This window comes from Streptomyces sp. YGL11-2, from assembly GCF_050054615.1.
Classification (GTDB): Bacteria; Actinomycetota; Actinomycetes; order Streptomycetales; family Streptomycetaceae; genus Streptomyces.
The window spans coordinates 50,585-71,517 of record NZ_JBNHIN010000004.1; the positions used below are offsets into that span (position 1 = coordinate 50,585).

Below are 20,933 nucleotides of genomic sequence, written 5' to 3' on the forward strand. Positions count from 1 at the left end.
AACCTCTCGCCGTGATGTGCTGTCACCGTCAAGCGTGGTCAGGCGTCAGCACCTCCCGCCACTTCTCGTGCACCACGACGCCGGTCAGCCGCCAGCCATCGGGGGTGCGGCGGGCCGTGAAGTGGTAGCGGCCCCCGCAGGTGTAGTCGGGGGCGGTGGGGCCCGCGGCGTCCGGGTCGGGATCGGCCACCCGCATCGGGTTGAGGTAGTCGGCCTGGACGGTGGCGGTGTCGGCGGGGGAGCCGTCCCGCGAGGCGAAGGTGATGCGGCGGTTGACGATCAGGTGCTGCCGTATGGCGAAGAGGCGCAACATCTGGGCGAGCCAGACCGCGACCTCCTCCACGGTGCCTTCGATGCCGCCCGCCGAGCGGTAGTCAGCCCGGCCGTCCCGGCTGAACAGGGCCAGGTAGCCCGGCCAGTCGCCGTCGTCCACGCTGGTGGCGTAGCCGGTGACCAGGTCGTCGATCGCGAGGCGGTCCATGACGGTCGAGTGTTCCGCGCGCTGCGTCATCGCCTCAGTTTTCGGCATGCGGAGGCCCCCGCCAAGGGGCGGGGGCCATCCGGTGCGCCGTCAGTTGACCAGCGGTGCCCCGGTGACCAGGTCCGGACCGGCTTCCGGCGCGGTGTCCACCGGGGAGTCGACGGTCACCGGGGAGCCGGCCGGGCTCGTGGCGCCGGCCTCCGCGGCGGCGAACTGCGTGCGGTACAGCTCCGCGTACCGCCCGTCCTGCGCCAGCAGCGTCTCGTGGGTGCCCCGCTCGACGATCCGGCCGCCCTCGACGACCAGGATCAGGTCGGCGGCCCGTACGGTCGACAGCCGGTGGGCGATCACCAGCGCGGTCCGCCCGTCGAGCGCCTCGGTCAGCGCCTCCTGGACGGCCGCCTCGGAGGTGTTGTCCAGGTGGGCGGTCGCCTCGTCCAGGATCACCACCCGCGGGTGGGCGAGCAGCAGCCGGGCGATGGTCAGCCGCTGCCGTTCGCCGCCGGAGAGGCGGTAGCCGCGCTCGCCGACGACGGTGTCCAGGCCGTCGGGCAGCGAGGCGATCAGCGCGTCCAGACGGGCGCGGCGCAGCGCGTCCCACAGCTCGTCGTCGGCCGCCTCCGGCTTGGCCAGCAGCAGGTTCTGCCGGATGGATTCGTGGAAGAGGTGACCGTCCTGGGTGACCATGCCGAGGGTGTCGCGCAGCGAGGCGGCGGTCAGCTCGCGGACGTCCTCGCCGGCCAGCCGGACCGCCCCGGAGTCGGTGTCGTACAGCCGCGGCAGCAGCTGGGCGATGGTCGACTTTCCGGCACCCGAGGAGCCGACCAGGGCGACCATCTGGCCGGGTTCGGCGCGGAACGAGATGCCGTGCAGGACCTCTTCGCCGCCCCGGGTGTCGAGGGTGGCGACCTCCTCCAGGGAGGCCAGCGAGACCTTGTCCGCGGAGGGATAGCCGAAGTGGACGGAGTCGAACTCCACCGACACCGGGCCCTCGGGAACGTCGCGGGCGTCCGGCCTCTCGGTGATCAGCGGCTTGAGGTCCAGCACCTCGAAGACCCGCTCGAAGCTGACCAGCGCGCTCATCACCTCGATGTGCGCGCCGGAGAGCGCGGTCAGCGGGGCGTAGAGCCGGGTGAGCAGCAGCGCCAGCGAGACGATCGAGCCGGCCGCCAGCTGCCCGCGCAGTGCCAGGAACCCGCCCAGGCCGTAGACCACGGCCAGAGCCAGTGCGGAGACCAGGGTGAGCGCGGTGACGAAGTACGTCTGCACCATCGCCGAGCGGACGCCGATGTCGCGCACCCGCCGAGCCCGGGCGGCGAATTCGGCGGACTCACGGGACGGCCGGCCCATCAGCTTGACCAGCGTGGCGCCCGGCGCGGAGAACCGCTCGGTCATCTGGGTGCCCATCGCGGCGTTGTGGTCGGCGCCCTCCCGCCGCAGATCCGCCAGCCGCCGGCCGACCCTGCGGGCGGGCAGCACGAACACCGGCAGCAGCACCAGCGCGATCAGCGTGATCTGCCAGGACAGGCTGAGCATCACCGCGAGGGTGAGCAGCAGCGTCACGATGTTGCTGACGACCCCGGAGAGGGTGTCGCTGAACGCCCGCTGGGCGCCGATCACATCGTTGTTGAGCCGGCTGACCAGCGCCCCGGTGCGGGTCCGGGTGAAGAACGCGATCGGCATCCGCTGGACGTGGTCGTAGACCGTGGTCCGCAGGTCCAGGATCAGCCCCTCACCGATGCTCGCCGACAGCCAGCGGGTCAGCAGCCCCAGGCCCGCCTCGGCGAGCGCGATGGCCGCGATCAGCCCGGAGAGCCCCAGGACCAGACCGGCCGAGCGGCCCCCGACGATCGCGTCCACCACCCGCCCGGCGAGCAGCGGGGTGGCGACCGCGAGCATCGCGGTGACCGTGCTGAGCACCAGGAACCAGCCGAGCTTGCGGCGGTGCGGGCGGGCGAAGGCCGTGATACGGCGCAGCGCCCCGCGGGAGAAGCGGCGCCTGCCCTGCTGTGCGGTCATCGTGCTGTGCAGTGAACGCCAGGCGGTGACTTCCATGTCCATCGCGGGCCTCCTGATTGCCGGGGTCGTCACGGGATCGCCGTGCGTGACCGGCGACAAGAAAGAACCTAGAACCTAAACCAATCTTGAGGTCAAGGAATTCCGGATCGATCACCCCTGAGGGCGCCCTGCCACCCCCTCACTACGATGACCGCCGTGCCACGCGGGGGCGACCGCGGCGGCACCGCGGACACCGGCGGAACGACGGCGGCCGGAGCCGCGACACTGCTGCTGCCACCGCGCCTGACCGTCTCCGCCTTCGCCACCACCACCGCCACCGAACACCGAGCACCGCGACACCGCCCGCCGGCGGGGGCCTGCGCACCGTCCAACTCCCCACCTTCTCCGTCCCCGATGGACTGCGCGCCACCCATCTGCACGCCGGACCGGCCTTCGCCGACGCCGTCGCCGACCCCCCTGGACATCGCCCCGCTCGAAGCACCCCCGCACTGCCTCGCCGAACTGCCCCGTGCCCTCGTACGCCACGAGATCCGCGCGCTCACGATCCGCCCGCTCACGATCCGCGACGCCTACGCTCCGCGCCGCCCGGTCTTCGCCAAGTCGCCCCACGACAAGGGCATCCGGGCCATGGCCTACGCCGACGGCACCGGGTGCCCGGCCCCGACGCCGTCGACCCCGGCACCGTCGTCCTGGTCTCCGACATCGGCCCCACGGGAGGCCGTTGGGTGGTCGTCGAGGCCAACGCGGCCTGGGCGAATGGCCGTTACACCGCGGATCCGGAGGCGGCGCTGGACACCGTGCTACGGGCGGCGGGCCCGCGCGCAGCGGTGGCGGCCCGGGACCTGCCGTTCGTGCGCCGCACCGAGTAGGGAAGGGGAGCGCCGCCGTGGACCGCGCGCCACTGCCCACCGTGCCCCGAGAGGCGCGGGGCGTAGGGTCGAACGGCCGTGCCTACAGCGGCCGTTCCCACACCACCGGCTCACCGGCACCGTCCCCGCGCGCCACCGTCAGCCGTACGCCGTCGCGGCCGTCGGCCAGCGCGGCGGTGGCGTCCACCACGATCCGGGCCGGTGCCGCCGACCCGGCCTCCTCGGGTTTCCCGGCCCGTTCCGCCATCCCGGCCAGGGCTTCGCGCAGCGCCTTCACCAGGGCCCGTCCGGTCTCCTCGCCGATCCGGGCGTCCACCGGTCCCACGAACTGCACGGACGGCCGGCCGCCCAGCGCCCCGGTGGCCGCGCGGGCCTCCCGCAGCACACGGGTGCGGAGCCCCGGTGGTGCCTCCGGCGGCCCTTGCTGGAGCGCGAAGATCGCGGTGCGGATCTCCTGGATCGTCGCGTCCAGCTCGTCGACGGCCTGGACGACGCTCTCCCGGACCTCGGGGACGACGGCCCGCCGCTGGGTGCTCTCCAGCATCATGCCGGTGGCGAACAGCCGCTGGATGACCAGGTCGTGCAGATCGCGCGCTATCCGGTCGCGGTCCTCGTAGACCGCGAGCCGTCGCCGGTCGCGGTGGCGGTCGGCGAGCACGAGGGCGAGCGCGGCCTGGGCCGCGAACTGGGTACCCAGGGTCCGCTCTGAATGCGTGAAGCGCCGGTCGTCGGACATCCGGCACAGCGCCAGCGCGCCCAGCACCCGCCCGTTGCTGCGCAGCGGCAGCAGCATCGTCGGGCCGTAGTGGCGGGACAGCGGGGAGATCGAGCGGGGGTCGCCGGCGAAGTCGTCGGAGAAGACCGCGAGTCCGGCGTGTATCTGGTGCAGGACCGGGCTCTCCGGCGGGATCGTGCCGCCGAACGCCTCGGTCCGGACGGCATCCGACAGCACCGTGGAGATCGCCACGACCTCCATCCCGCCGTCGGGGTGCGGCAGCAGCACCGCCCCGGTCGCCGCCTCGGCGAGCTCCCGGCCCTTCTCGGCGACGACGGTGAGCGCGTGCTCCGTCGTGGAGTGGGTCTCGGGACCGGCCAGCAGGGCCGTGGTGAGCGACGCGGCGCCGTCGATCCAGTGCCGGCGCTGCCGGGCGGCTGCGTGCATCCGGGCGTTGCCCATGGCGATACCGGCCTCGGTGGCCAGCACCCGCGCCAGATGGAAGTCGACCTCACTGAACTCCCCGTCGTCCGGTTTCCCGGCCAGATAGAGATTGCCGAACAGCTCGCCCTGCACCTGGATCGGGACGCCGAGGAACGAGCGGATCGGCGGATGCCCCTCGGGGAGCGTGCCGCAGGTGCGCGGATCGTTGCGGACGTCGGTGATCCGGACCGCCTCCGCGCCGTGCAGCAGCGCGCCGATGATCCCGCTGTGGCCGTCCGGGAGGCGTCCGATCCGCTGCGCCTCCTCGGGGGAGATGCCGTGGGTGACGAGATCGCGCAGCCCGTCGCCCTCCTCGTTGAGGACGCCCACGGCGGCATAACGGGCGCCGGTGAGCGAGGCGGCGGTCTCCGCGATCCGGTCCAGCGCGTGGTGGACGTCCAGGTCGGAGCCGACGGTGACCATCGCCTCCAGCAGCTGCGGAAGCCGGGAGATCGGGCCGCCGGCCAGATCGCGCAGGCTCCGTGCGGTGCGCTCCGCGAGATCCGCCGCCGACGCGGGTTCGTCGTGCGGGGCGGCGGGCTCGGGGTGCTCTGCGGACTGCGGCATTCGTTCGGCTTCTGGTCGGACGCATCGGGCTCGTTCGAACAGTCTAGTTCGAGCCCGAAGAACGGCATTCGTACGGTTACGGTGCGGCAGTTTCCGACGGCCCGGGCCAGCGCAGCCGGATGGCGTTGTCCGAGGTCAGCGGCGTGCCGTAGGGCAAGCGGGGCGCGACGATCGCGGTGTCCGCGGAGGCTCGGGCGCAGCGAGCCGGGGGCCGGGGCGGGTCGGCTCGCTGAGCTGACTTAGCCGGGCCAGGGAGTCAGAGGCTCCGACCACCACGCGCCGCGGGGCTTCGGGGGGCTGCACGCCAGGGGCGCGCATACTTTCACGCCATGGACTTCAACATCACCGCCGCGGAGGAAGCGCTCGTCCATCACGTGGCCGCTCTCCTCCGGGCCGGCCGCTCTCCCACGGATGACGAACTGGCGGAAGAGCTGGGAGGCGAGGTCCGTCCGCTGCTGCAATCGCTTCTGGAGAAGGGCTGGCTCGTCGTTGACGAGGAGCGGGAACTGACCCTGTCGGTGATCGCGAGGACTGCGGTGTCCAGCCGGAGGGATGCCGAGGGGCCGCAGTAGCTCTGTGCGTCTGCGGATCCCGGGTGCAAGCTTTTCCGAGTCGCATCCTCTGGGGCGCTCACGTACACCCCACAAGGGTCACTGAACCGCGACATGCGGAATCCCGATGCCCGGACACGTACGCGGTCTGACTCTTGTCGTCTGGCGCTCGGGGAGCCGAGAATTGTCTTCCGCTGCAATGCATCTGACGGATTCTCATGACGGGGGAAACGGAATTGTGGCCCAGGAAACGTATTGTGACGTCGGTGATCGGTGTGGCGCTTGGTATGGCAGCACTGGCGGGTTGCGGTGGCCTGGACGGCAAGATCGGAAACTACGACAAGGTCGCTGTCTGGCCGAGCGCAAATCCAGTAGGGCAACAACCGACCGCTGAACTCACCACGTTGGCGCCGGTGACAGTCGAGTGCTACACCGGCGGGATGTACGAGATCTCCTACGATGGCGGTTCAGGCTATATCGACGCGCACACCTCAATCATGAGTGACAAGGGCGAAGTCTCTCCCAGCATGGTTTCCGGGTGCTGATCCATGCCCTTGCCTGCTAGCCCCTCCTTCAAGTCGGGACGGGGCTAGGGGCGTGGCGGCGCAGGGTCTCGGCAGCACGATTCGGAATCAGACGACGTGCGACGGGAGCAGCATCACGCCGACCCAGAGACCGAGCACGTCCAGGCCGTCGAAGACGGTCGCTATTGCCAGGCCAACCGTCAGGGCTGCGCCTCTCGCTGCTCGTTCTCGCGGCCCTGCACGGCCTCTTCGTGAGCCGCTACTTCCCTCACGACAAACGCGCCGTGCTCGCAGCGATAGGCCGTGAGCAGGGCGCATTTGTTACCGGGCGATGTCAGTGGGCGGCGGCCTGCCGGACGGTCATCACCAGGCCGACGACGCCGACCAGAGCGGCGCTGCTGGGAAGGGGCCAGCGGCGCCGTTCGACGGCGTCGAGGTGGTTGTCGAGGTCGGCGAGTGGCCCGGCCGGCGGCCTTTCGTTCCGACGGAGGGTTGAGCGGACTCCCACGACCCGGTCCTAAGAGGTCGTAAGGGTCTCCGTCCGGACCGTGTAGCGGAGACCGGGCCCAGGTGTCGCACCCCGCTGTTCCCCGCCGTCCGTGCGTACCGGCGTCGCCCCGCCTTGTGCGCTCTCCCCGCCTTCCTTATCTTCCCTGCCTCCGTTGCCTTCTCTGCCCTCTGAGCCTCCGCCCTTGTGTGCGTCGCCTCCCCTGCCTCCGTTGCTCTCCCTGCCCTCCGAACCTCCGCCCTTGCTCTCGTCGCCGCCCTTGCTTCCCTTGAGGGCGACGCTGTTGACGCAGCTCATGGACGAGCCCACCCTGGTGCTCTGCCCACCTGGGGTGCCCTCACCGCCGATCGCGTTGCCCGCCAGGCCGTTGGCGATCCCGACCTCGCCGAGAGCGTCGACATCGGCGTCGTTCGACCGGCACGAGTTTCGCTGTTTGACGTCGAAATCGGTGCCGCCGCTCCCGCTGGTGGCGTAGGCGATGCCCGCGCCGAGGAAGCCGAAGCTGCCGAGGGCGACGGTCGCGACGGCGGCCTTCTGAAGCTTGCGCATTTCTTCTCCGGTGGTCGAAGGATACAATCCGTGATATAGCGACTTCGTACAGTCATAGGAGGCTAATGCGAAATATGACGCAGTCACTGAGCGACGCGCCGCGTCCTTGGCCGTCGCCGACGAGTGGCCGTCCGGGAGCCGTCCTCCACCCCGAGCAGGTCGGGGCATCGACTTGCCGCGACAGGCGCAGACACTCCGTCCCAACGCCCTGCCCGGAGCCGGCGAAGGCGCCGGCCGGGATGCAGCGGAAGCCTCATGTGCTGGAGGTCCCGAGCGCAGGCTGACCGGGAGCACGGCGCCGAATGGCGTCATCTGCTGCCGCAGACTTGCCAATTGAGATGGCCTCTTCATGCTCCTCCGCACCATGTGGCGGGTGCTGGTGGCCTGCCAGACGGTTGGCAGCAGTCCGATGACGGCTACCAGGGAGACCATCCCGGGAGTGGCCGGCGGGCCCGTTCGAGGTTGTCGAGTCGCTGTTCGTGGTCGGCGAGTTGTCGGTCGATCTGGTCGGAGCGCTGGGCGAGGAGGGCGACGGAGCCGTCGGCGCGGGCCAACCCTTTGTCGACGGCGCCGCGGAGGTGATCCAGTTCGAGGGCGACGCCGCCGGGGTCGCGAGCTGTGATGCGCCATCCCCTGGTACGAGGAGACGTCGAAGCCTCTAACGGTCTGTGGTGTGTGCCTTCCTGGCATGAGAAAACGCCCGGCGCAGCAGCGCGCGGGCGTGGTGAGTGAAGAGTTCCTTGGCGCTGGGCGCCATGAGGCGGGCATGCGCGGTCGCCTGTACGGCTGAAGCTCCAGTGCGCGCGGCATGGACCTTGGGCGCTCGGTCAAGGCAGGTTTCGGTAAATCACCGATCGCGAATTCCAGGAGGAACTATGTGCGTCCGTAACGTCATTGCCGCAATGGCAATCGCTGGCGCCGCTGTTCTCGGCGTCGTCGGTTCGGCCAGTGCTGTTGAAGGTGCGCGCGCAGGTACCAGCCGGACCGTGGAGCCGAGCAATCTGCGTCCCGCGGATGACGGAGGGGACGTGAATGTTCCGGGCTTTGGTCCCGTGCACGGGACCATCACCCAAACGGTGGATAGCAACGGCTAGGTTTCCGGATCCGCCTTGGAATGCTTCTTGCCGGTGGGCGAGGCGATGTGGCCGGGGTCAGGAAAGACGGGCCCAGTAGCAGGTCTGGCCCTCGGCCATGTCGGACGGCTTCAGCGTGACAGGCAGTGGCGTGAGGGTGGTTGAGCTGACCCGGAGCCGGCGATGCACCCCGTCGACGTCAGTCGCCCGTGCGCGGGAACCATCGAAGTTCCACCGCGCCTCGCCCGACGCCCCTCGGCGTCCGGGGTGCCGGTCGGTGCGGCGTACCGCGGGTGCCGCCGCGCGCCGTTGACGTCGGTCTTCTCGAACAGCGGGAAGCTGACGCCGCACGTCGTCGGGCAGAAGGTGGCGAACTCCTCAGCGGTGCCCGGCTCCTGGCTCGCGAAGTGGTTGGTGGGGAAGCCCAGCACGCTGAAACCGCGGTCCGGGAAGCGCTGTTGGAGGCGATCCAGGCCCGCGTACTGCGAGGTCAGCCCGCATTTGGACGACACGTTCACCACCAGCAGGGCCTTGCCCCCGTAGTCGGCGAGGGAGGCGGGCTCACCGGTCAGGGTGTGCAGCGGAATGTCGCACAGACTCATGGCCGGGCTGCTGGGTGCGGTTCCGCGGGTAGCAGCGGTCGTCGTCGTTCCCAACAGCGGTGCCCGGCCGGGACTTCCCCGGATCGTCGATCGGCCAGGAGACGACCGGCCGCAGTGCGCCGGCCCGCCACTCCCTGAGGAGCTGGTCGAAGATCGGCGTGTCCTCCTCGGCGGGGCGCCGGGGGACCGGTGGCGGCAGCCGGGGTGGCTGGTGCGGGAGGGAGATGCGGGGAAAGGGGTGGCCCGAGGGCTTCTTGACGTCCATGTCCGGACTCAACACCAAATCGCCCCGCGAGTTGCGGGACCGGGCCGGTGCCGGCGTGAGATGCCCCTGGGCCGGTGACGGTCAGAAGATACGTTCCAGGGCCGGCGGGACGCCCGTGTCCGTCCCGCCGGCCCCGTCCTCCTGGGGTGCCTCACGCGGCCTGTGCCGACCGGGTCACTCCCGGCACAGCAGGCCGCCCAGCACCTCCCGGAGCGCCCCCTCCGGATCGGCCACCCGGCCCTCCGCGCGCCAGGCCACGAACCCGTCGGGACGCACCAGCACCGCGCCCTCCGGTGCCGTCCCGTGGACCTCGGCCCAGTCGGCGCCGTCCTCCGGGGACAGGTCGGCGTCCGGGCCGTCGCCGATACGGTGGTGATCCAGGCGCGCCGACCAGTGCCGGGCGGCGTTCTCGGCGGCGGCGCGCCACACCGCACCGTTCTCGGGGCCGGTGAGCAGGACGAAGGACCGCTCGTAGAGGTCCAGGGTGGAGCGGCGTTCGCCGGCGCCGTGCAGCCACATGTGGGGGGCGCGGGTGCCGGGCTCGCCCGTCAGGCGCATCTGCTCGGGGACGACCGGCAGATCGGGGTCGGCGCCGATCACCGCGCCCTGCGGATAGCAGTAGCCGAGGGCGACGGTGAGCACCCCGCGCTGCCGGCCGCCGCCGGCGTTCGGGGCCGCCGCGTAGCCGGGGTGGCTGTGCTCGGCGGACCGGGCCGAGGCGCGGGCGCTGGTCGCCCGGGCCACCGGCTGTCGCTCCGCCTCGTACGTGTCGAGCAGCCCGGGAGCCGCGGCGCCCTCCAGTACGGCGGCGAGCTTCCAGGCGAGGTTGTGCGCGTCCTGGATGCCGGTGTTGGAGCCGAACGCCCCCGTCGGGGACATCTCGTGGGCCGAGTCGCCGGCCAGGAAGATCCGGCCGGCCCCGTACCGCTCCGCCACCCGCTCCGCCGCGTGCCAGGGCGCCTTGCCGGTGATCTCAACCGCCATACCGGGTACGCCGGTTGCCCGCCGGATGTGGTCGACGCACCGCTCGTCGGTGAAGTCCTCCAGGGTTTCGCCGCGGTCGGGGTGCCAGGGGGCGTGGAAGACCCAGTGCTCGCGGTTGTCCACCGGCAGCAGGGCGCCGTCGGCCTCCGGGTTCGTCAGATAGCAGGCGATGAAGCGGCGGTCGCCGACCGCGTCCGCCAGCTCGGGGGCCCGGAAGGTGATGCTGACGTTGTGGAAGAGGTCGCCGGGGCCGGTCTGGCCGATGCCGAGGCCCTCCCGTACGGGGCTGCGCGGGCCGTCGGCGGCGATCAGGTAGTCCGCGCGGAGGGTGGCGTGCTCACCGGTGTCGCGGTTCTTGACGACCGCGGTCACCCCGTCCGGGTCCTGGTCGCAGGACATCAGCTCGGTGGCGAACCGCAGATCGGCGCCGAGCTCGCGGGCACAGCGCACCAGCACCGGCTCCAGGTCGTTCTGGCTGCACAGGCACCAGCCGGCCGGGCTGAACCGGGCCAGCCCGCCGCCCGGGTCGATCTCCCGGAACAGCCACTCCTGGTCGTCGCCGGTCAGTGAACCGGCCTGCAGGATTCCGTGGTTGTCCGACAGGACCGAGGCGGCCTCGCGGATCCGCCGTTCGGCGCCGGCCACCCGGAACAGTTCCATGGTGCGGACGTTGTTCCCCCGGCCGCGCGGATGCCGCGAGGTGTCCGCGTGCTTCTCGACCAGCGTGTGGGCGATGCCCAGGCGTCCCAGGAACAGTGAGGCGGACAGTCCCACCAGGGACCCGCCGACGATGAGGACCGGGACCCGGTGCTCGACCTTGGGGTTCATTGCGTGCTCCAGCTCCATCGGGGCGTACGGCAGATGGAGCACGAATGCCCGCCCTGCGGGCTGTTCGATCACGGTTCACCTGCATGGCTCACAGATCTCGCGCCGACCGTGGGTCTTGGCCACGATCGAACACGGACAGCCCCCGCGACACGCCGGGCCGGCGGTCCGCCCATCCGGCTCAGTCGCCCGGATTGCACCGGTCGCCCGGATTGCACCGGAACTGACGACGCACCACAGGGGTCTTCGGGCCCCAGAGGAGATGCGTACACGATGACAACGCTGTCGGAACGAATATCGCAGTCCGCCTTCGACGGTTCCCGACTCCGGGTCGTACTTCTGCTGGATCTTCAAGAAGGTGCTCAGCAGCGCTTCCTCGAAGCCTACGAGCAGCTCCGCAACCAGGTGGCGTCCGTCCCCGGGCACCTCACCGACCAGCTGTGCCAGTCCATCGAGAACCCCTCCCAGTGGCTGATCACCAGCGAATGGGAGAGCGCACCTCCCTTCCTGGCCTGGGTCAACAGCGAGGAGCACGTCAAGATGGTCCAGCCGCTGCACGGCTGCGTCCGCGACACCCGTTCCCTGCGCTTCAGCGTTCTGCGCGAGACCTCGAACATCGCCGGCCATGCCCCCGAGCCGTCCAAGGGCCGGCTCCAGGTCGACCCCCGCGTCGGTGACGGAGTGGTCCGGCACGCCCTGACCTTCACCGTGAAGCCGGGCAGCGAGCCGATGGTCGCCGAGATCCTCGCCGGGTACACCTCCCCGGAGTCCCGGGTCGACGACACCACCCGGCTGCGCCGCACCTCCCTCTTCCTGCACGGCAACCGCGTCGTACGGGCCATCGAGGTGCAGGGCGACCTGGTCGCCGCGCTGCGCCACGTCTCCCGGCAGCCCGAGGTCCGCGCCGTCGAGGAGGCCCTCAACCCGTACCTGGAGCAGGACCGGGACCTCGAAGACCCCGACTCCGCCCGGGTGTTCTTCACCCGCGCCGCGCTGCCCGCGGTGCACCACGTGGCGGCCGCCGGCCACCAGCGCGAGCGGGTGCGGCGGCACGCGCTGCTCTACCCGGCCAAGCAGGGCTGCGGTATGACGCTGGCCAAGATGCTGGCCCGTCAGGACGAGGAGGCCGCCGACGACCCGGCGTGCCCCATCCACGGCAGCACCGTCTTCCAGCGCGACGACATCGTCGTCCGACTCGTCGACCTGCGGGTCCCCATCGAGAGCGACCCCGTGCTGTCCCTCGGCGCGCGCGGTCCCCGCAAGATCGCCGTGCTGCGCCGGCTGCTCGACACCGATGTGGCCGGCGGCCTGTCCAACGACCGCGAACTCGCGCACTTCCTGGCGCGCGCCGACATGGACCTCATCACCGACCGCTGGGCACCGGGCGCCTGACGGCGTCCGCCCGTCGCGGGCGCACCATCCCCATCCGCCGGCACCACGCCCCTGGAGGAATCAGCCATGACCACGTACCGCCCACGCATCGTGGACCTCAGCGAGACCCAGCCCAACCGCCGGCGCGGAGGTGATCTGCGCGCCATGCTGACACCCAGCGCGGTGGGCGCCACGAGCGGCTTCATGGGCATGGCTCTCGTGCAGCCCGGCGAGCGCATCGGCGAGCACTACCACCCGTACTCCGAGGAGTTCGTGTACGTCGTCCAGGGCGCGCTCGAAGTCGACCTCGACGGCGAGACCCACCCGCTGCGCCCGGACCAGGGGCTGCTGATCCCGCCGTACATGCGGCACCGGTTCCGCAACGTCGGGGACGTGGAGGCACGGATGGTCTTCCACCTCGGCCCGCTGGCGCCGCGCCCCGAACTCGGGCACGTGGACACCGAGGGCACCGAAGAGGGATCGGCCGCGGCCCCACCGGAACGGACGGAGCCGGTGTCATGATCCGCCGCGTGGCGGTCACCGGCGTCGGCGTCGTCGCCCCGGGCGGCGTGGGGGTCCCCGCGTTCTGGGACCTGCTGTCCTCCGGGCGTACGGCCACCCGCGGCATCACCCTCTTCGACCCGGCCGGGTTCCGCTCGCGGATCGCCGCCGAGTGCGACTTCGATCCCGCGCGGCACGGGCTGAGCGAGGAGCAGGTGAGCCGTTCGGACCGGTACATCCAGTTCGCGCTGGTCGCCGCGGAGGAAGCGATGCGCGAGGCCGGGCTGGACACCGGGAAGGAGGACCCCTGGCGGATCGGGGTGTCCCTGGGCACCGCGGTCGGTGGCACCACGCGCCTGGAGCACGACTATGTCGCGGTCAGCGAGTCCGGCCGCCGCTGGGACGTGGACCCCAGCCCCGCCGGGCCCTATCTGCACCGGGCGTTCTCGCCCAGTTCGCTGGCCTCGGCGGTGGCGGAGCAGATCGGCGCGCACGGCCCGGTGCAGACCGTCTCGACGGGCTGCACCTCCGGCCTCGACGCGATCGGCTACGCCTTCCACTCCATCGAGGAGGGCCGGGTCGACGTCTGCGTCGCCGGTGCGTCGGACTCGCCGATCTCGCCGATCACCGTGGCCTGTTTCGACGCCATCAAGGCGACCTCCGCAAACAACGACGACCCTGCCCACGCCTCCCGGCCGTTCGACGCCCGGCGCGACGGATTCGTCATGGGGGAGGGCGGCGCCGTCCTCGTCCTGGAGGAGCTGGAGCACGCCCGCGCCCGCGGCGCGACCGTCCACTGCGAGATACGGGGGTACGCCACCTTCGGCAACGCCTACCACATGACCGGCCTGACCGAGGAAGGTCTGGAGATGGCCGAGGCGATCAACCGCTCGCTGGCCCATGCGCGGCTCGACCACACCCAGGTCGACTACGTCAACGCTCACGGCTCGGGCACCCAGCAGAACGACCGCCACGAGACCGCCGCGGTCAAGAAGTCGCTGGGCGACCACGCCTACACGGTGCCGATGAGCTCGATCAAGTCGATGGTGGGGCATTCACTGGGCGCGATCGGGGCGATCGAGATCGTCGCGTGCGTCCTGGCCCTGACCCACCAGGTGGTGCCGCCGACGGCCAACTACGAGACCCCGGACCCCGAGTGCGACCTCGACTACGTACCGAAGACGGCGCGCGAACTGCCGCTGCGGTCGGTGCTGTCGGTGGGCAGTGGGTTCGGCGGGTTCCAGTCAGCGGTGGTCCTGACCCGACCGGGTGGGAGGGCGAGATGATCTCCCCGCACGTACGTCGTTCCGTCGTCACCGGTATCGGTGTCATCGCCCCCAACGGGCCGAACACCGAAGCCTTCTGGAAGGCCACCCAGGAGGGCATCAGCGTCCTGGACACGGTTACCCGCGAAGGGTGCGAGGACCTGCCCCTCAAGGTCGCCGGCGAGGTGCGCGGCTTCGACCCGGGCGAGCTGATCGAGGAGCGCTTCCTCGTCCAGACCGACCGGTTCACGCACTTCGCGATGGCCGCGGCCAACCTGGCGCTGGAGGACGCGCTGTTGGGCCGGGCCGACTACAACCGTTCGCCGTTCGCGGTGGGGGTGGTGACCGCGGCCGGCTCCGGCGGCGGTGAGTTCGGCCAGCGGGAACTGCAGCACCTGTGGGGCCAGGGCTCGCGCCATGTCGGCCCGTACCAGTCCATCGCCTGGTTCTACGCGGCCAGCACCGGCCAGATCTCGATCCGGGGCGGCTTCAAGGGGCCGTGCGGAGTGGTGGCCAGCGACGAGGCGGGCGGGCTGGACGCGCTGGCGCATGCCTCCCGCACCATCCGCCGCGGCACCTCCGCCGTGGTGGTGGGCGCCGCCGAGGCGCCGCTCGCCCCGTACTCGGTCGTCTGCCAGCTCGGGTACGAGGACCTGAGCCGGTCCGACGACCCGATCCGCGCCTACCGTCCGTTCACCACCGGCGCCTGCGGTTTCGTGCCCGCCGAGGGCGGCGCGATGCTGGTCGTCGAGGAGCAGGCGGCGGCCGAGGAGCGGGGCGCCAGGGCCCGGGCGTTCCTGGCCGGGCACGCCGCGACCTTCACCGGCGCCGCCCTGTGGGAGGAGTCCCGGGAGGGACTGTCCCGGGCGATCGAGGGCGCGTTGGAGGAGGCGCGGTGCGCTCCCGAGGAGATCGACGTCGTGTTCGCGGACGCGCTCGGCGTGGCCTCGGCCGACCGTGCCGAGGCGCTGGCGCTCGCCGACGCCCTGGGCGGGTACGCGGCACGGGTCCCGGTGACGGCGCCCAAGACCGGCTTCGGCCGGGCGTACTGCGGCGCTCCCGTCCTGGACATCGCCGCGGCGGTGCTCTCGATGGAGAGCGGCGTCGTGCCGCCGACCCCCAACGTCGTCGACGTCTGCCACGACCTCGACGTGGTGACCGGGAAGCCCCGCTCCGCCGATCTCCGGACGGCGCTGGTGCTGAGCCGGGGACTGATGGGCTCCAACGCGGCGATGGTGCTGCGCCGGGGCGACAAGTCCCCCTCGTGAGAAGGAGATTCCCATGACCGATCGACTGACTCTCGACGAGCTGGCCGGGCTGATGAAGTCGACCGCCGGGCTGACCGTCGACCCTCAGGACATGGCGAGTCGGCCCGACGCGACCTTCGCCGAGTTCGGCCTGGACTCGCTGGGGATGCTCGGCATCGTGGGCGAACTGGAGAACCGGTTCGGCCGGCCGCTGCCCGACAACTCCGAGCGCGCCAGGACCCCGCGCGCCTTCCTCGACCTCGTCAACACCGACACGGTACCTACGACAGGAGCATGACATGCCTGGCCACACCGAGAACGACATCACCATCGCGGCCCCCCTCGACCTCGTCTGGGACATGACCAACGACCTGGAGAACTGGCCCCACCTCTTCAGCGAGTACGCCTCGGTCGAGGTGCTGGAGCGGGACGGCGACCGGACCACCTTCCGGCTGACCATGCACCCCGACGAGAACGGCACGGTCTGGAGCTGGGTCTCGGAGCGGGTGGCCGACCGCGCGTCGCTCACCGTCCGCGCCCGCCGCGTCGAGACCGGCCCCTTCGCGCACATGGACATCCACTGGAAGTACACGGAGATCCCGGGCGGTACGTCCATGCACTGGACCCAGGACTTCGCCATGAAGCCCGAGGCCCCGATCGACGACAAGGGCATGGCCGAGCACATCAACCGCAACTCCCGGATCCAGATGGAGCTCATCCGGGACCGGATCGAGCAGCGGGACCGCGAACTCCGCTCCGCCGCCCCGGTCAACTGACGGCCCGCCAGGCCGCGTTCGCACCGCCGGCGGGCGGCAACGAAGGGATCCTCCCGATGCACCACGCTCTGATCGTCGCCCGGATGAAGCCCGGCTCGGCCCAGGACATCGCCGAGGTCTTCGCGGCCTCGGACCGCACCGAGCTTCCCCACCTCGTGGGCGTCAACCGACGGTCGCTCTTCCAGTTCGGCGACGTCTACCTGCACCTCATCGAGTCCGACCGGCCGCCCGGCCCGGAGATCGCCAAGGTGCACGACCACCCCGAGTTCCGCGGCATCAGCGAGCGGCTGTCCGCGTACGTCAGCGCGTACGACCCGGAGACCTGGCGCGGCCCCAAGGACGCGATGGCCCGGGAGTTCTACCGCTGGGAGCGCGACGGCGCCCGCTGACGGCGGACCGGACCCGACCGGCGCCCTCCCCGCCACCGGGGGAGTGCGCCGGTCGTGCCGTGCGGGCCGCGGTGTCACGCACCGTCACTCGGGCACGGTGCACTCGAAGGCGTGCAGATACGGGTTCACGACCAGGATGTCGTGGACCAGCAGGCCGGCCTCCGCCATGTGGCTGACCAGGCTCTCCTTGGAGTGCTTGGCGCCGCCGACGTTCAGGAGCAGCAGCAGGTCCATGGCGGTGGTGAACTTCATCGAGGGGCTGTCGTCGACGAGGTTCTCGATGATCACCACCCGGGCACCGGGCCGGGCCGCCTCGACGACCTTGCGCAGCGTCTTGCGGGTGCTCTCGTCGTCCCATTCCAGGATGTTCTTGATGATGTAGAGGTCGGCCTGTACGGGGATGTCCTCACGGCAGTCGCCGGGCACGATCCGCGCCCGGCCGGCCAGCGGTCCGCCCTCCCGCAGCCGGGGGTCGGCGTTCGCCACGACCTTGGGCAGATCGAGCAGGGCGCCGTGCAGCGTCTCGTACTTCTCCAGCAGGCCGGCCAGCACATGGCCCTGGCCGCCGCCGATGTCGGCCACCGACGACACCCCGGTGAGATCGAGGAGTTCGACGATGTCCCGCGCCGACTGCCTGCTGGAGGTGGTCATCGCCCGGTCGAAGACCTGGGCGGAGTCCCGGGCGTCCTGGTGCAGATAGTCGAAGAACCCCTTGCCGTACAGGTCGTCGAAGACGCTGCGGCCGGAGCGCACCGCCTCGTCCAGCCGGGGCCAGGCCGCCCAGGTCCAGGGCTCGGTGCACCACAGGGAGATGTAGCGCAGGCTGTTCGGTGCGTCGTCGCGCAGCAGCCGCGACATCTCGGTATGGGCGAACTCCCCGTCCGCGGTCTCCTCGAAGATCCCGTAGCAGGCCAGCGCTCGCAACAGGCGGCGCAGCGCGCGCGGTTCGGTGTCCACCGCGGCGGCCAGCTCCGCCACACCGGCGGGCCGGTCCTCCAGCGCGTCGGCCACGCCGAGCCGGGCCGCCGCCCGTACGGCCGCCGCGCACGCGGCTCCGAAGACGAGTTCCCGCAGCCGCATGGCCGGCTGGGGAGTGGGACTTACCGTGGTCATTCCGCCTCTATTCTCCCGTTGATGGTGACGCGTCCGCCGGGCACAGTCCGGCCGGCCGGGACGTGCGGCAGATGTTGCGGACGAATCGGTTCCCGCGGCCTTCCGGGTCCTTGTTGACCAGATCCGCCGGAGAGTTGTGCAGCACCACGTTGTTGCGGATGAGATTGCGCTCGTTGAGGGCGTTGACGAAGCTGTGGAAGAGCACGATGCCGCCGGAGAGCGGGGAGGTGCCGACGTTGCCCTGGACGAGGTTGCGCTCGATGAGTGCTTCCTCGACGCCGGTCAGGACGATGCCGGCGCCCTTGACGGCCGGCATGCGCCTGGTCGCGGGGCAGGACCTGTTGTTCCGGGACACCTCGTTGTGCGCGACGGTCAGCGCCCCGGCCCGGGGGCGGTTCTCGTCGCCGACGACGAACATCCCGGCGCAGTTGCCGATCAGGGTGTTGTCGCCGGCCAGCAGGTTCCGCAGGCGCCGGACGGTGAGGCCGATCCGGTTGCCGGTGAGGTGGTTGCCGGTGACCAGCGTGCCGCGGGAGTCGATGGCCCCGACGTGCTCGTCGGCGGAGTTCGCCAGGAAGATCCCCGCATCGCCGTTCCCCGCCGCGTCGTTGTCCCGCACCGCGCTGTGAACCGACTTCTCCAGCCCGATCCCCCACCGGCCGTTGTGCCGGGCGACCACGTCGTGGACCCTCAGCCCCTCGGTCCCCGAGGCCCACAGGCCGTTGCGCCGGAAGCCCTCGACGGTCAGCGAGCGCACCTGGACGTCCCGGATGGGAACGCCCGCGGCGCCGATGACGCAGATGCCGTCGCCGTTCTGCCCGCAGGCGCTCGCGGCCCGCGTCCCGCCGGGTGCGATCACCGTCCCGTCGTCCACCCCGCGCAGCGTCAGATGCGACGTGGTGATCAGGACGCTCTCGCGGTAGACGCCGGGCAGGACGACGACCGTGTCGCCGGGGCGGGCCGTGTCCACCGCCCGCTGGATCGACTCGCCGGGATGGACGACGATCCGCCCGTCGGCGCGGTGCGGGGCGGCCTGGGCCGGCGGAGCGGCCACCGGCCATCCGGCCAGGACCGCTGCGACGCAGCCCAGGGAGACCGTCTGCCGTCGCGTCATCCGTCGTAGCGCCATGAGGCGAAGCTACGGGCGATCACCCCCGCCCGCCACATGTGCTAACCCGTTGACGGCAGCGGGTGCGGCGGTCGGCTTTCCGGCCGCGCGCCGGCCGGCGGCCGGGCCTCCCCGGGCCCGTCCGCGGCGGCCGGCTCGGGACCGGCCCCCGGGGCGGGGCCGGGATCGGACGGGGTGTCAGCCGGGCCGTCGGGCAGTGCCTCCGCCGGCAGCGCCGCGAGGCCGGCCGGCAGGAACCACGGGCGGGGGTGGGGAACGGTCACGGATGCCCAACGCCGCACCGCCGTACGACGACACCGGCCGCCGGCCGTCCCGCCGGCTTCCTCACTCCGACGGCCCCCGGCCGGGCGCCGTGCCGGAGCGGGCGACCGACGTCTCGATGCCGTCCAGGACGACCGCGAGCCCGACGTCGAAGGTCCGCTTCGCCTCGCGCTCCAGATACGGCGTGCCGTCCGCCGGCGGTGCCGCGCCCTCGGTCTCCAGCCGGACCAACAGCGGGAAGCGCTCCGCGAAGTCGGGGGCCACTTCGGTCAGCATGCCGGAGCGGGCCTGCCACCAGTCCTCGTCCGGCACGCCCGTGGCGGTCGCGGCCAGCCGGGACTCGGCGACGGTCTGTGCGGCGCCGCGGACGAAGTGGAACAGCACGCCGACGACGCGACGCAGTACCGCGGAGTCCAGCCCGGTGGCGTACAGCACCCGCAGCAGGGACTCCAGCGCGCCGTACTCGTTGGGGCCGAGGACCGGCCGGGCCTGGGAGACCTGGAGCACCCACGGGTGGCGCAGGTAGAACTCCCAGGTGTCCGCCGCCCAGGACGCCGCCGCGGCCCGCCAGCCCGCCGAAAGGTCGTAGCCGGTGGGGAGTTCGGCCAGCGCCCGGTCGTACATCAGGTCCACCAGCTCGTTCTTGCCGGGGACGTAGGTGTACAGCGCCATGGCCGTACGTCCCAGCCGCTCGCCGACCGTGCGCATGGACAGGGCCGCCATTCCGTCCGCGTCGGCCACCGCGATGCCCGCGTCGACGATCGCGTCGACGCTCAGCGCCGGTTTGGGCCCCCGGGGCGTACGCGTCCTCGCGGTCCGCTCGGGGGCGTCGGCGCGCCACAGCAGCGACAGCGAACGGCGGGCGTCGCCCTGGCCCGCGAATACCACCACTTGCAACTCCTTAGGGCGTAAAGTAATGTCGCCGATCGAACTCTTTACGCCGTAAAGATATCATCCGCGCGTTCCCGAGGAGCTCCGATGACGGCCGTGCCCGTCGCACTCATCCACGTCACCGACGTCCGCCGGATCACCCCGCGTATGGTCCGGATCACCTTCTCCGGGGAGGGCCTCGACGCCTTCCCCACGTGGCCCGACCAGCAGCTCAAACTGCTCTTCCCCACACCGGGCCGGCGCGTTCCCCGCCTCCCCGAGGCGACCGCGGACGGCGATGCCATGAGCTGGTACCAGGCGTACCTCGCCATCCCGGAGGAGGAGCGGCCCTGGATGCGCAGCTACACGGTGCGCTCCTACGACCCCGAACGCCGGCGGTTCTCCGTCGACTTCGCGCTGCACGGGGCGCCCGGCGCGGCGCCCGCGGAGGCCGGTCCGGCGACCCGCTGGGCGGCGACCGCCTCCGTGGGCGACACCCTCGCCCGGTACGGCCCGGCGGCGGAGTACGCCCGGCCGCTGCCGCTCGACGCCCCCGGGCCGATTCTGCTGGCCGGGGACGAGACGGCGCTGCCCGCCATCGGCTCGCTCGCCGCGGCGCTGCCCGCGGGCGCCCGCGCGGTGGCCTACGTCGAGGTCGCCGACGCGGCGGAGGAGCAGCAACTGCCCACCCGCGCCGACCTCACCGTCCACTGGGTGCACCGCGACCGCGCGCCGGCCGGGCGGACCGGCGTGCTGCTCGACGCGGTCCGCGCGGCCGTTCTCCCCGAGGACCCGGCCTTCGTCTGGCTGGCCGGTGAGGCGGGCGCGGTGCGCGCACTGCGGCGTCACCTGACCGCGGAGCGCGGCGTCGCCAAGGACCGGATCGACTTCACCGGCTACTGGCGGCGCAGCCTCACCCAGGACGACGCCCCCACGGAGGACGACCTCGCCGAGGCCCGGGAGAAGGCGGCGGCCTGGGGGCAGGGCGGCTGAGCC

Annotated in this window: 22 protein-coding genes and 1 pseudogene; 11 read left to right on the forward strand and 12 right to left on the reverse strand. The window is 71.8% G+C overall.

The window, feature by feature from the left end; translation table 11 throughout:
* Positions 1-28: 28 nt before the first annotated feature.
* Together ACO1BR_RS06545 and ACO1BR_RS06550 are read right to left on the reverse strand one after the other, a co-directional pair.
* Positions 29-511: a nuclear transport factor 2 family protein gene (locus tag ACO1BR_RS06545; RefSeq protein WP_426794052.1), complete on the reverse strand. Its 483-nt coding sequence runs from the start codon at positions 509-511 to the stop codon at positions 29-31.
* A gap of 60 nt (positions 512-571) precedes the next feature.
* Positions 572-2,542 (reverse strand): ABC transporter ATP-binding protein, encoded by a 1,971-nt coding sequence (locus tag ACO1BR_RS06550; protein WP_426794053.1) that lies wholly within the window; start codon positions 2,540-2,542, stop codon positions 572-574.
* Between the two features lie 608 nt (positions 2,543-3,150).
* On the opposite strand from ACO1BR_RS06550, the gene ACO1BR_RS06555 reads away from it, so the two are divergent.
* On the forward strand, positions 3,151-3,369 hold the full coding sequence (locus tag ACO1BR_RS06555; RefSeq protein WP_426794054.1) for a hypothetical protein: 219 nt from the start codon (positions 3,151-3,153) through the stop codon (positions 3,367-3,369).
* Between the two features lie 82 nt (positions 3,370-3,451).
* Here the strand turns inward: ACO1BR_RS06555 and ACO1BR_RS06560 are convergent, their stop codons facing one another.
* Positions 3,452-5,134 carry a GAF domain-containing protein gene (locus ACO1BR_RS06560; RefSeq protein ID WP_426794055.1) on the reverse strand — a complete coding sequence of 561 codons (1,683 nt, stop codon included), beginning with the start codon at positions 5,132-5,134 and terminating at the stop codon, positions 3,452-3,454.
* A gap of 329 nt (positions 5,135-5,463) precedes the next feature.
* On the opposite strand from ACO1BR_RS06560, the gene ACO1BR_RS06565 reads away from it, so the two are divergent.
* Both ACO1BR_RS06565 and ACO1BR_RS06570 read left to right on the forward strand, forming a co-directional pair.
* Positions 5,464-5,706 (forward strand): hypothetical protein, encoded by a 243-nt coding sequence (locus ACO1BR_RS06565; RefSeq protein ID WP_426794056.1) that lies wholly within the window; start codon positions 5,464-5,466, stop codon positions 5,704-5,706.
* 197 nt (positions 5,707-5,903) lie between these two features.
* Positions 5,904-6,230, forward strand: a complete 327-nt coding sequence (locus tag ACO1BR_RS06570; RefSeq protein WP_426794057.1) for a hypothetical protein — start codon at positions 5,904-5,906, stop codon at positions 6,228-6,230.
* 313 nt (positions 6,231-6,543) lie between these two features.
* Here the strand turns inward: ACO1BR_RS06570 and ACO1BR_RS06575 are convergent, their stop codons facing one another.
* From ACO1BR_RS06575 to ACO1BR_RS06600, 6 genes and pseudogenes are all read right to left on the reverse strand, one after another.
* Positions 6,544-6,717 carry a hypothetical protein gene (locus ACO1BR_RS06575; RefSeq protein ID WP_426794058.1) on the reverse strand — a complete coding sequence of 58 codons (174 nt, stop codon included), beginning with the start codon at positions 6,715-6,717 and terminating at the stop codon, positions 6,544-6,546.
* Positions 6,718-6,726: 9 nt separating this feature from the next.
* Positions 6,727-7,266, reverse strand: coding sequence for a hypothetical protein (locus ACO1BR_RS06580; protein WP_426794059.1), 540 nt, complete (start codon positions 7,264-7,266; stop codon positions 6,727-6,729).
* Positions 7,267-7,682: 416 nt separating this feature from the next.
* A complete protein-coding gene (locus ACO1BR_RS06585) occupies positions 7,683-7,820 on the reverse strand; it encodes a hypothetical protein (protein ID WP_426794060.1) in 138 nt (45 codons plus the stop codon).
* A 741-nt stretch (positions 7,821-8,561) separates the two neighbouring features.
* A pseudogene (locus ACO1BR_RS06590) lies at positions 8,562-8,941 on the reverse strand (glutathione peroxidase); the annotation flags it as partial.
* Positions 8,901-9,206, reverse strand: a complete 306-nt coding sequence (locus ACO1BR_RS06595) for a hypothetical protein (RefSeq protein ID WP_426794061.1) — start codon at positions 9,204-9,206, stop codon at positions 8,901-8,903. The gene ACO1BR_RS06595 and the pseudogene ACO1BR_RS06590, both read right to left, overlap by 41 nt.
* A gap of 174 nt (positions 9,207-9,380) precedes the next feature.
* On the reverse strand, positions 9,381-11,018 hold the full coding sequence (locus ACO1BR_RS06600) for an FAD-dependent oxidoreductase (protein ID WP_426794263.1): 1,638 nt from the start codon (positions 11,016-11,018) through the stop codon (positions 9,381-9,383).
* 270 nt (positions 11,019-11,288) lie between these two features.
* Between ACO1BR_RS06600 and ACO1BR_RS06605 the strand changes: the two genes are divergently transcribed.
* The 7 genes from ACO1BR_RS06605 to ACO1BR_RS06635 all read left to right on the forward strand — a co-directional run bounded on the left by ACO1BR_RS06605 (position 11,289) and on the right by ACO1BR_RS06635 (position 16,564).
* The gene (locus tag ACO1BR_RS06605) at positions 11,289-12,407 is read left to right on the forward strand and encodes a SchA/CurD-like domain-containing protein (RefSeq protein WP_426794062.1); all 1,119 of its coding nucleotides are present in this window, start codon (positions 11,289-11,291) and stop codon (positions 12,405-12,407) included.
* 66 nt (positions 12,408-12,473) lie between these two features.
* Positions 12,474-12,908, forward strand: a complete 435-nt coding sequence (locus ACO1BR_RS06610) for a cupin domain-containing protein (RefSeq protein WP_426794063.1) — start codon at positions 12,474-12,476, stop codon at positions 12,906-12,908.
* Entirely contained in the window at positions 12,905-14,173 is a 1,269-nt protein-coding gene (locus tag ACO1BR_RS06615) for a beta-ketoacyl-[acyl-carrier-protein] synthase family protein (RefSeq protein ID WP_426794064.1), read from the forward strand. Before ACO1BR_RS06610 ends, ACO1BR_RS06615 begins: the two co-directional genes overlap by 4 nt.
* Complete coding sequence (locus ACO1BR_RS06620; protein WP_426794065.1) at positions 14,170-15,420, forward strand: beta-ketoacyl synthase N-terminal-like domain-containing protein; 1,251 nt, start codon at positions 14,170-14,172, stop codon at positions 15,418-15,420. The genes ACO1BR_RS06615 and ACO1BR_RS06620 overlap by 4 nt, the downstream gene beginning before the upstream one ends.
* 13 nt (positions 15,421-15,433) lie before the next feature.
* Complete coding sequence (locus ACO1BR_RS06625) at positions 15,434-15,697, forward strand: acyl carrier protein (RefSeq protein ID WP_159505122.1); 264 nt, start codon at positions 15,434-15,436, stop codon at positions 15,695-15,697.
* Position 15,698: 1 nt separating this feature from the next.
* Complete coding sequence (locus ACO1BR_RS06630; RefSeq protein ID WP_426794066.1) at positions 15,699-16,175, forward strand: SRPBCC family protein; 477 nt, start codon at positions 15,699-15,701, stop codon at positions 16,173-16,175.
* 56 nt (positions 16,176-16,231) lie between these two features.
* Positions 16,232-16,564 (forward strand): TcmI family type II polyketide cyclase, encoded by a 333-nt coding sequence (locus tag ACO1BR_RS06635; RefSeq protein WP_426794067.1) that lies wholly within the window; start codon positions 16,232-16,234, stop codon positions 16,562-16,564.
* An 84-nt stretch (positions 16,565-16,648) separates the two neighbouring features.
* On the opposite strand, the gene ACO1BR_RS06640 is transcribed toward ACO1BR_RS06635, so the two are convergent.
* The 3 genes from ACO1BR_RS06640 to ACO1BR_RS06650 form a co-directional block, all read right to left on the reverse strand.
* Positions 16,649-17,677, reverse strand: coding sequence for a methyltransferase (locus tag ACO1BR_RS06640; protein ID WP_426794068.1), 1,029 nt, complete (start codon positions 17,675-17,677; stop codon positions 16,649-16,651).
* A 7-nt stretch (positions 17,678-17,684) separates the two neighbouring features.
* Complete coding sequence (locus ACO1BR_RS06645) at positions 17,685-18,791, reverse strand: right-handed parallel beta-helix repeat-containing protein (RefSeq protein WP_426794264.1); 1,107 nt, start codon at positions 18,789-18,791, stop codon at positions 17,685-17,687.
* Positions 18,792-19,130: 339 nt separating this feature from the next.
* Positions 19,131-19,958, reverse strand: coding sequence for a TetR/AcrR family transcriptional regulator (locus ACO1BR_RS06650; RefSeq protein WP_426794069.1), 828 nt, complete (start codon positions 19,956-19,958; stop codon positions 19,131-19,133).
* Positions 19,959-20,045: 87 nt separating this feature from the next.
* Between ACO1BR_RS06650 and ACO1BR_RS06655 the strand changes: the two genes are divergently transcribed.
* Positions 20,046-20,930 (forward strand): siderophore-interacting protein, encoded by an 885-nt coding sequence (locus ACO1BR_RS06655; protein WP_426794070.1) that lies wholly within the window; start codon positions 20,046-20,048, stop codon positions 20,928-20,930.
* Positions 20,931-20,933: the final 3 nt, after the last annotated feature.

Excerpts from the sequence above, each read along its gene's own strand:
- ACO1BR_RS06545 (WP_426794052.1), bottom strand. The coding sequence starts at position 511 with ATGACGCAGCGCGCGGAACACTCGACCGTCATGGACCGCCTCGCGATC.
- ACO1BR_RS06550 (WP_426794053.1), bottom strand. The coding sequence starts at position 2,542 with ATGGACATGGAAGTCACCGCCTGGCGTTCACTGCACAGCACGATGACC.
- ACO1BR_RS06560 (WP_426794055.1), bottom strand. The coding sequence starts at position 5,134 with ATGCCGCAGTCCGCAGAGCACCCCGAGCCCGCCGCCCCGCACGACGAA.
- ACO1BR_RS06565 (WP_426794056.1), top strand. The coding sequence starts at position 5,464 with ATGGACTTCAACATCACCGCCGCGGAGGAAGCGCTCGTCCATCACGTG.
- ACO1BR_RS06570 (WP_426794057.1), top strand. The coding sequence starts at position 5,904 with ATGACGGGGGAAACGGAATTGTGGCCCAGGAAACGTATTGTGACGTCG.
- ACO1BR_RS06580 (WP_426794059.1), bottom strand. The coding sequence starts at position 7,266 with ATGCGCAAGCTTCAGAAGGCCGCCGTCGCGACCGTCGCCCTCGGCAGC.
- ACO1BR_RS06595 (WP_426794061.1), bottom strand. The coding sequence starts at position 9,206 with ATGGACGTCAAGAAGCCCTCGGGCCACCCCTTTCCCCGCATCTCCCTC.
- ACO1BR_RS06600 (WP_426794263.1), bottom strand. The coding sequence starts at position 11,018 with ATGAACCCCAAGGTCGAGCACCGGGTCCCGGTCCTCATCGTCGGCGGG.
- ACO1BR_RS06605 (WP_426794062.1), top strand. The coding sequence starts at position 11,289 with ATGACAACGCTGTCGGAACGAATATCGCAGTCCGCCTTCGACGGTTCC.
- ACO1BR_RS06610 (WP_426794063.1), top strand. The coding sequence starts at position 12,474 with ATGACCACGTACCGCCCACGCATCGTGGACCTCAGCGAGACCCAGCCC.
- ACO1BR_RS06615 (WP_426794064.1), top strand. The coding sequence starts at position 12,905 with ATGATCCGCCGCGTGGCGGTCACCGGCGTCGGCGTCGTCGCCCCGGGC.
- ACO1BR_RS06620 (WP_426794065.1), top strand. The coding sequence starts at position 14,170 with ATGATCTCCCCGCACGTACGTCGTTCCGTCGTCACCGGTATCGGTGTC.
- ACO1BR_RS06625 (WP_159505122.1), top strand. The coding sequence starts at position 15,434 with ATGACCGATCGACTGACTCTCGACGAGCTGGCCGGGCTGATGAAGTCG.
- ACO1BR_RS06630 (WP_426794066.1), top strand. The coding sequence starts at position 15,699 with ATGCCTGGCCACACCGAGAACGACATCACCATCGCGGCCCCCCTCGAC.
- ACO1BR_RS06635 (WP_426794067.1), top strand. The coding sequence starts at position 16,232 with ATGCACCACGCTCTGATCGTCGCCCGGATGAAGCCCGGCTCGGCCCAG.
- ACO1BR_RS06640 (WP_426794068.1), bottom strand. The coding sequence starts at position 17,677 with ATGACCACGGTAAGTCCCACTCCCCAGCCGGCCATGCGGCTGCGGGAA.
- ACO1BR_RS06645 (WP_426794264.1), bottom strand. The coding sequence starts at position 18,791 with ATGACGCGACGGCAGACGGTCTCCCTGGGCTGCGTCGCAGCGGTCCTG.
- ACO1BR_RS06655 (WP_426794070.1), top strand. The coding sequence starts at position 20,046 with ATGACGGCCGTGCCCGTCGCACTCATCCACGTCACCGACGTCCGCCGG.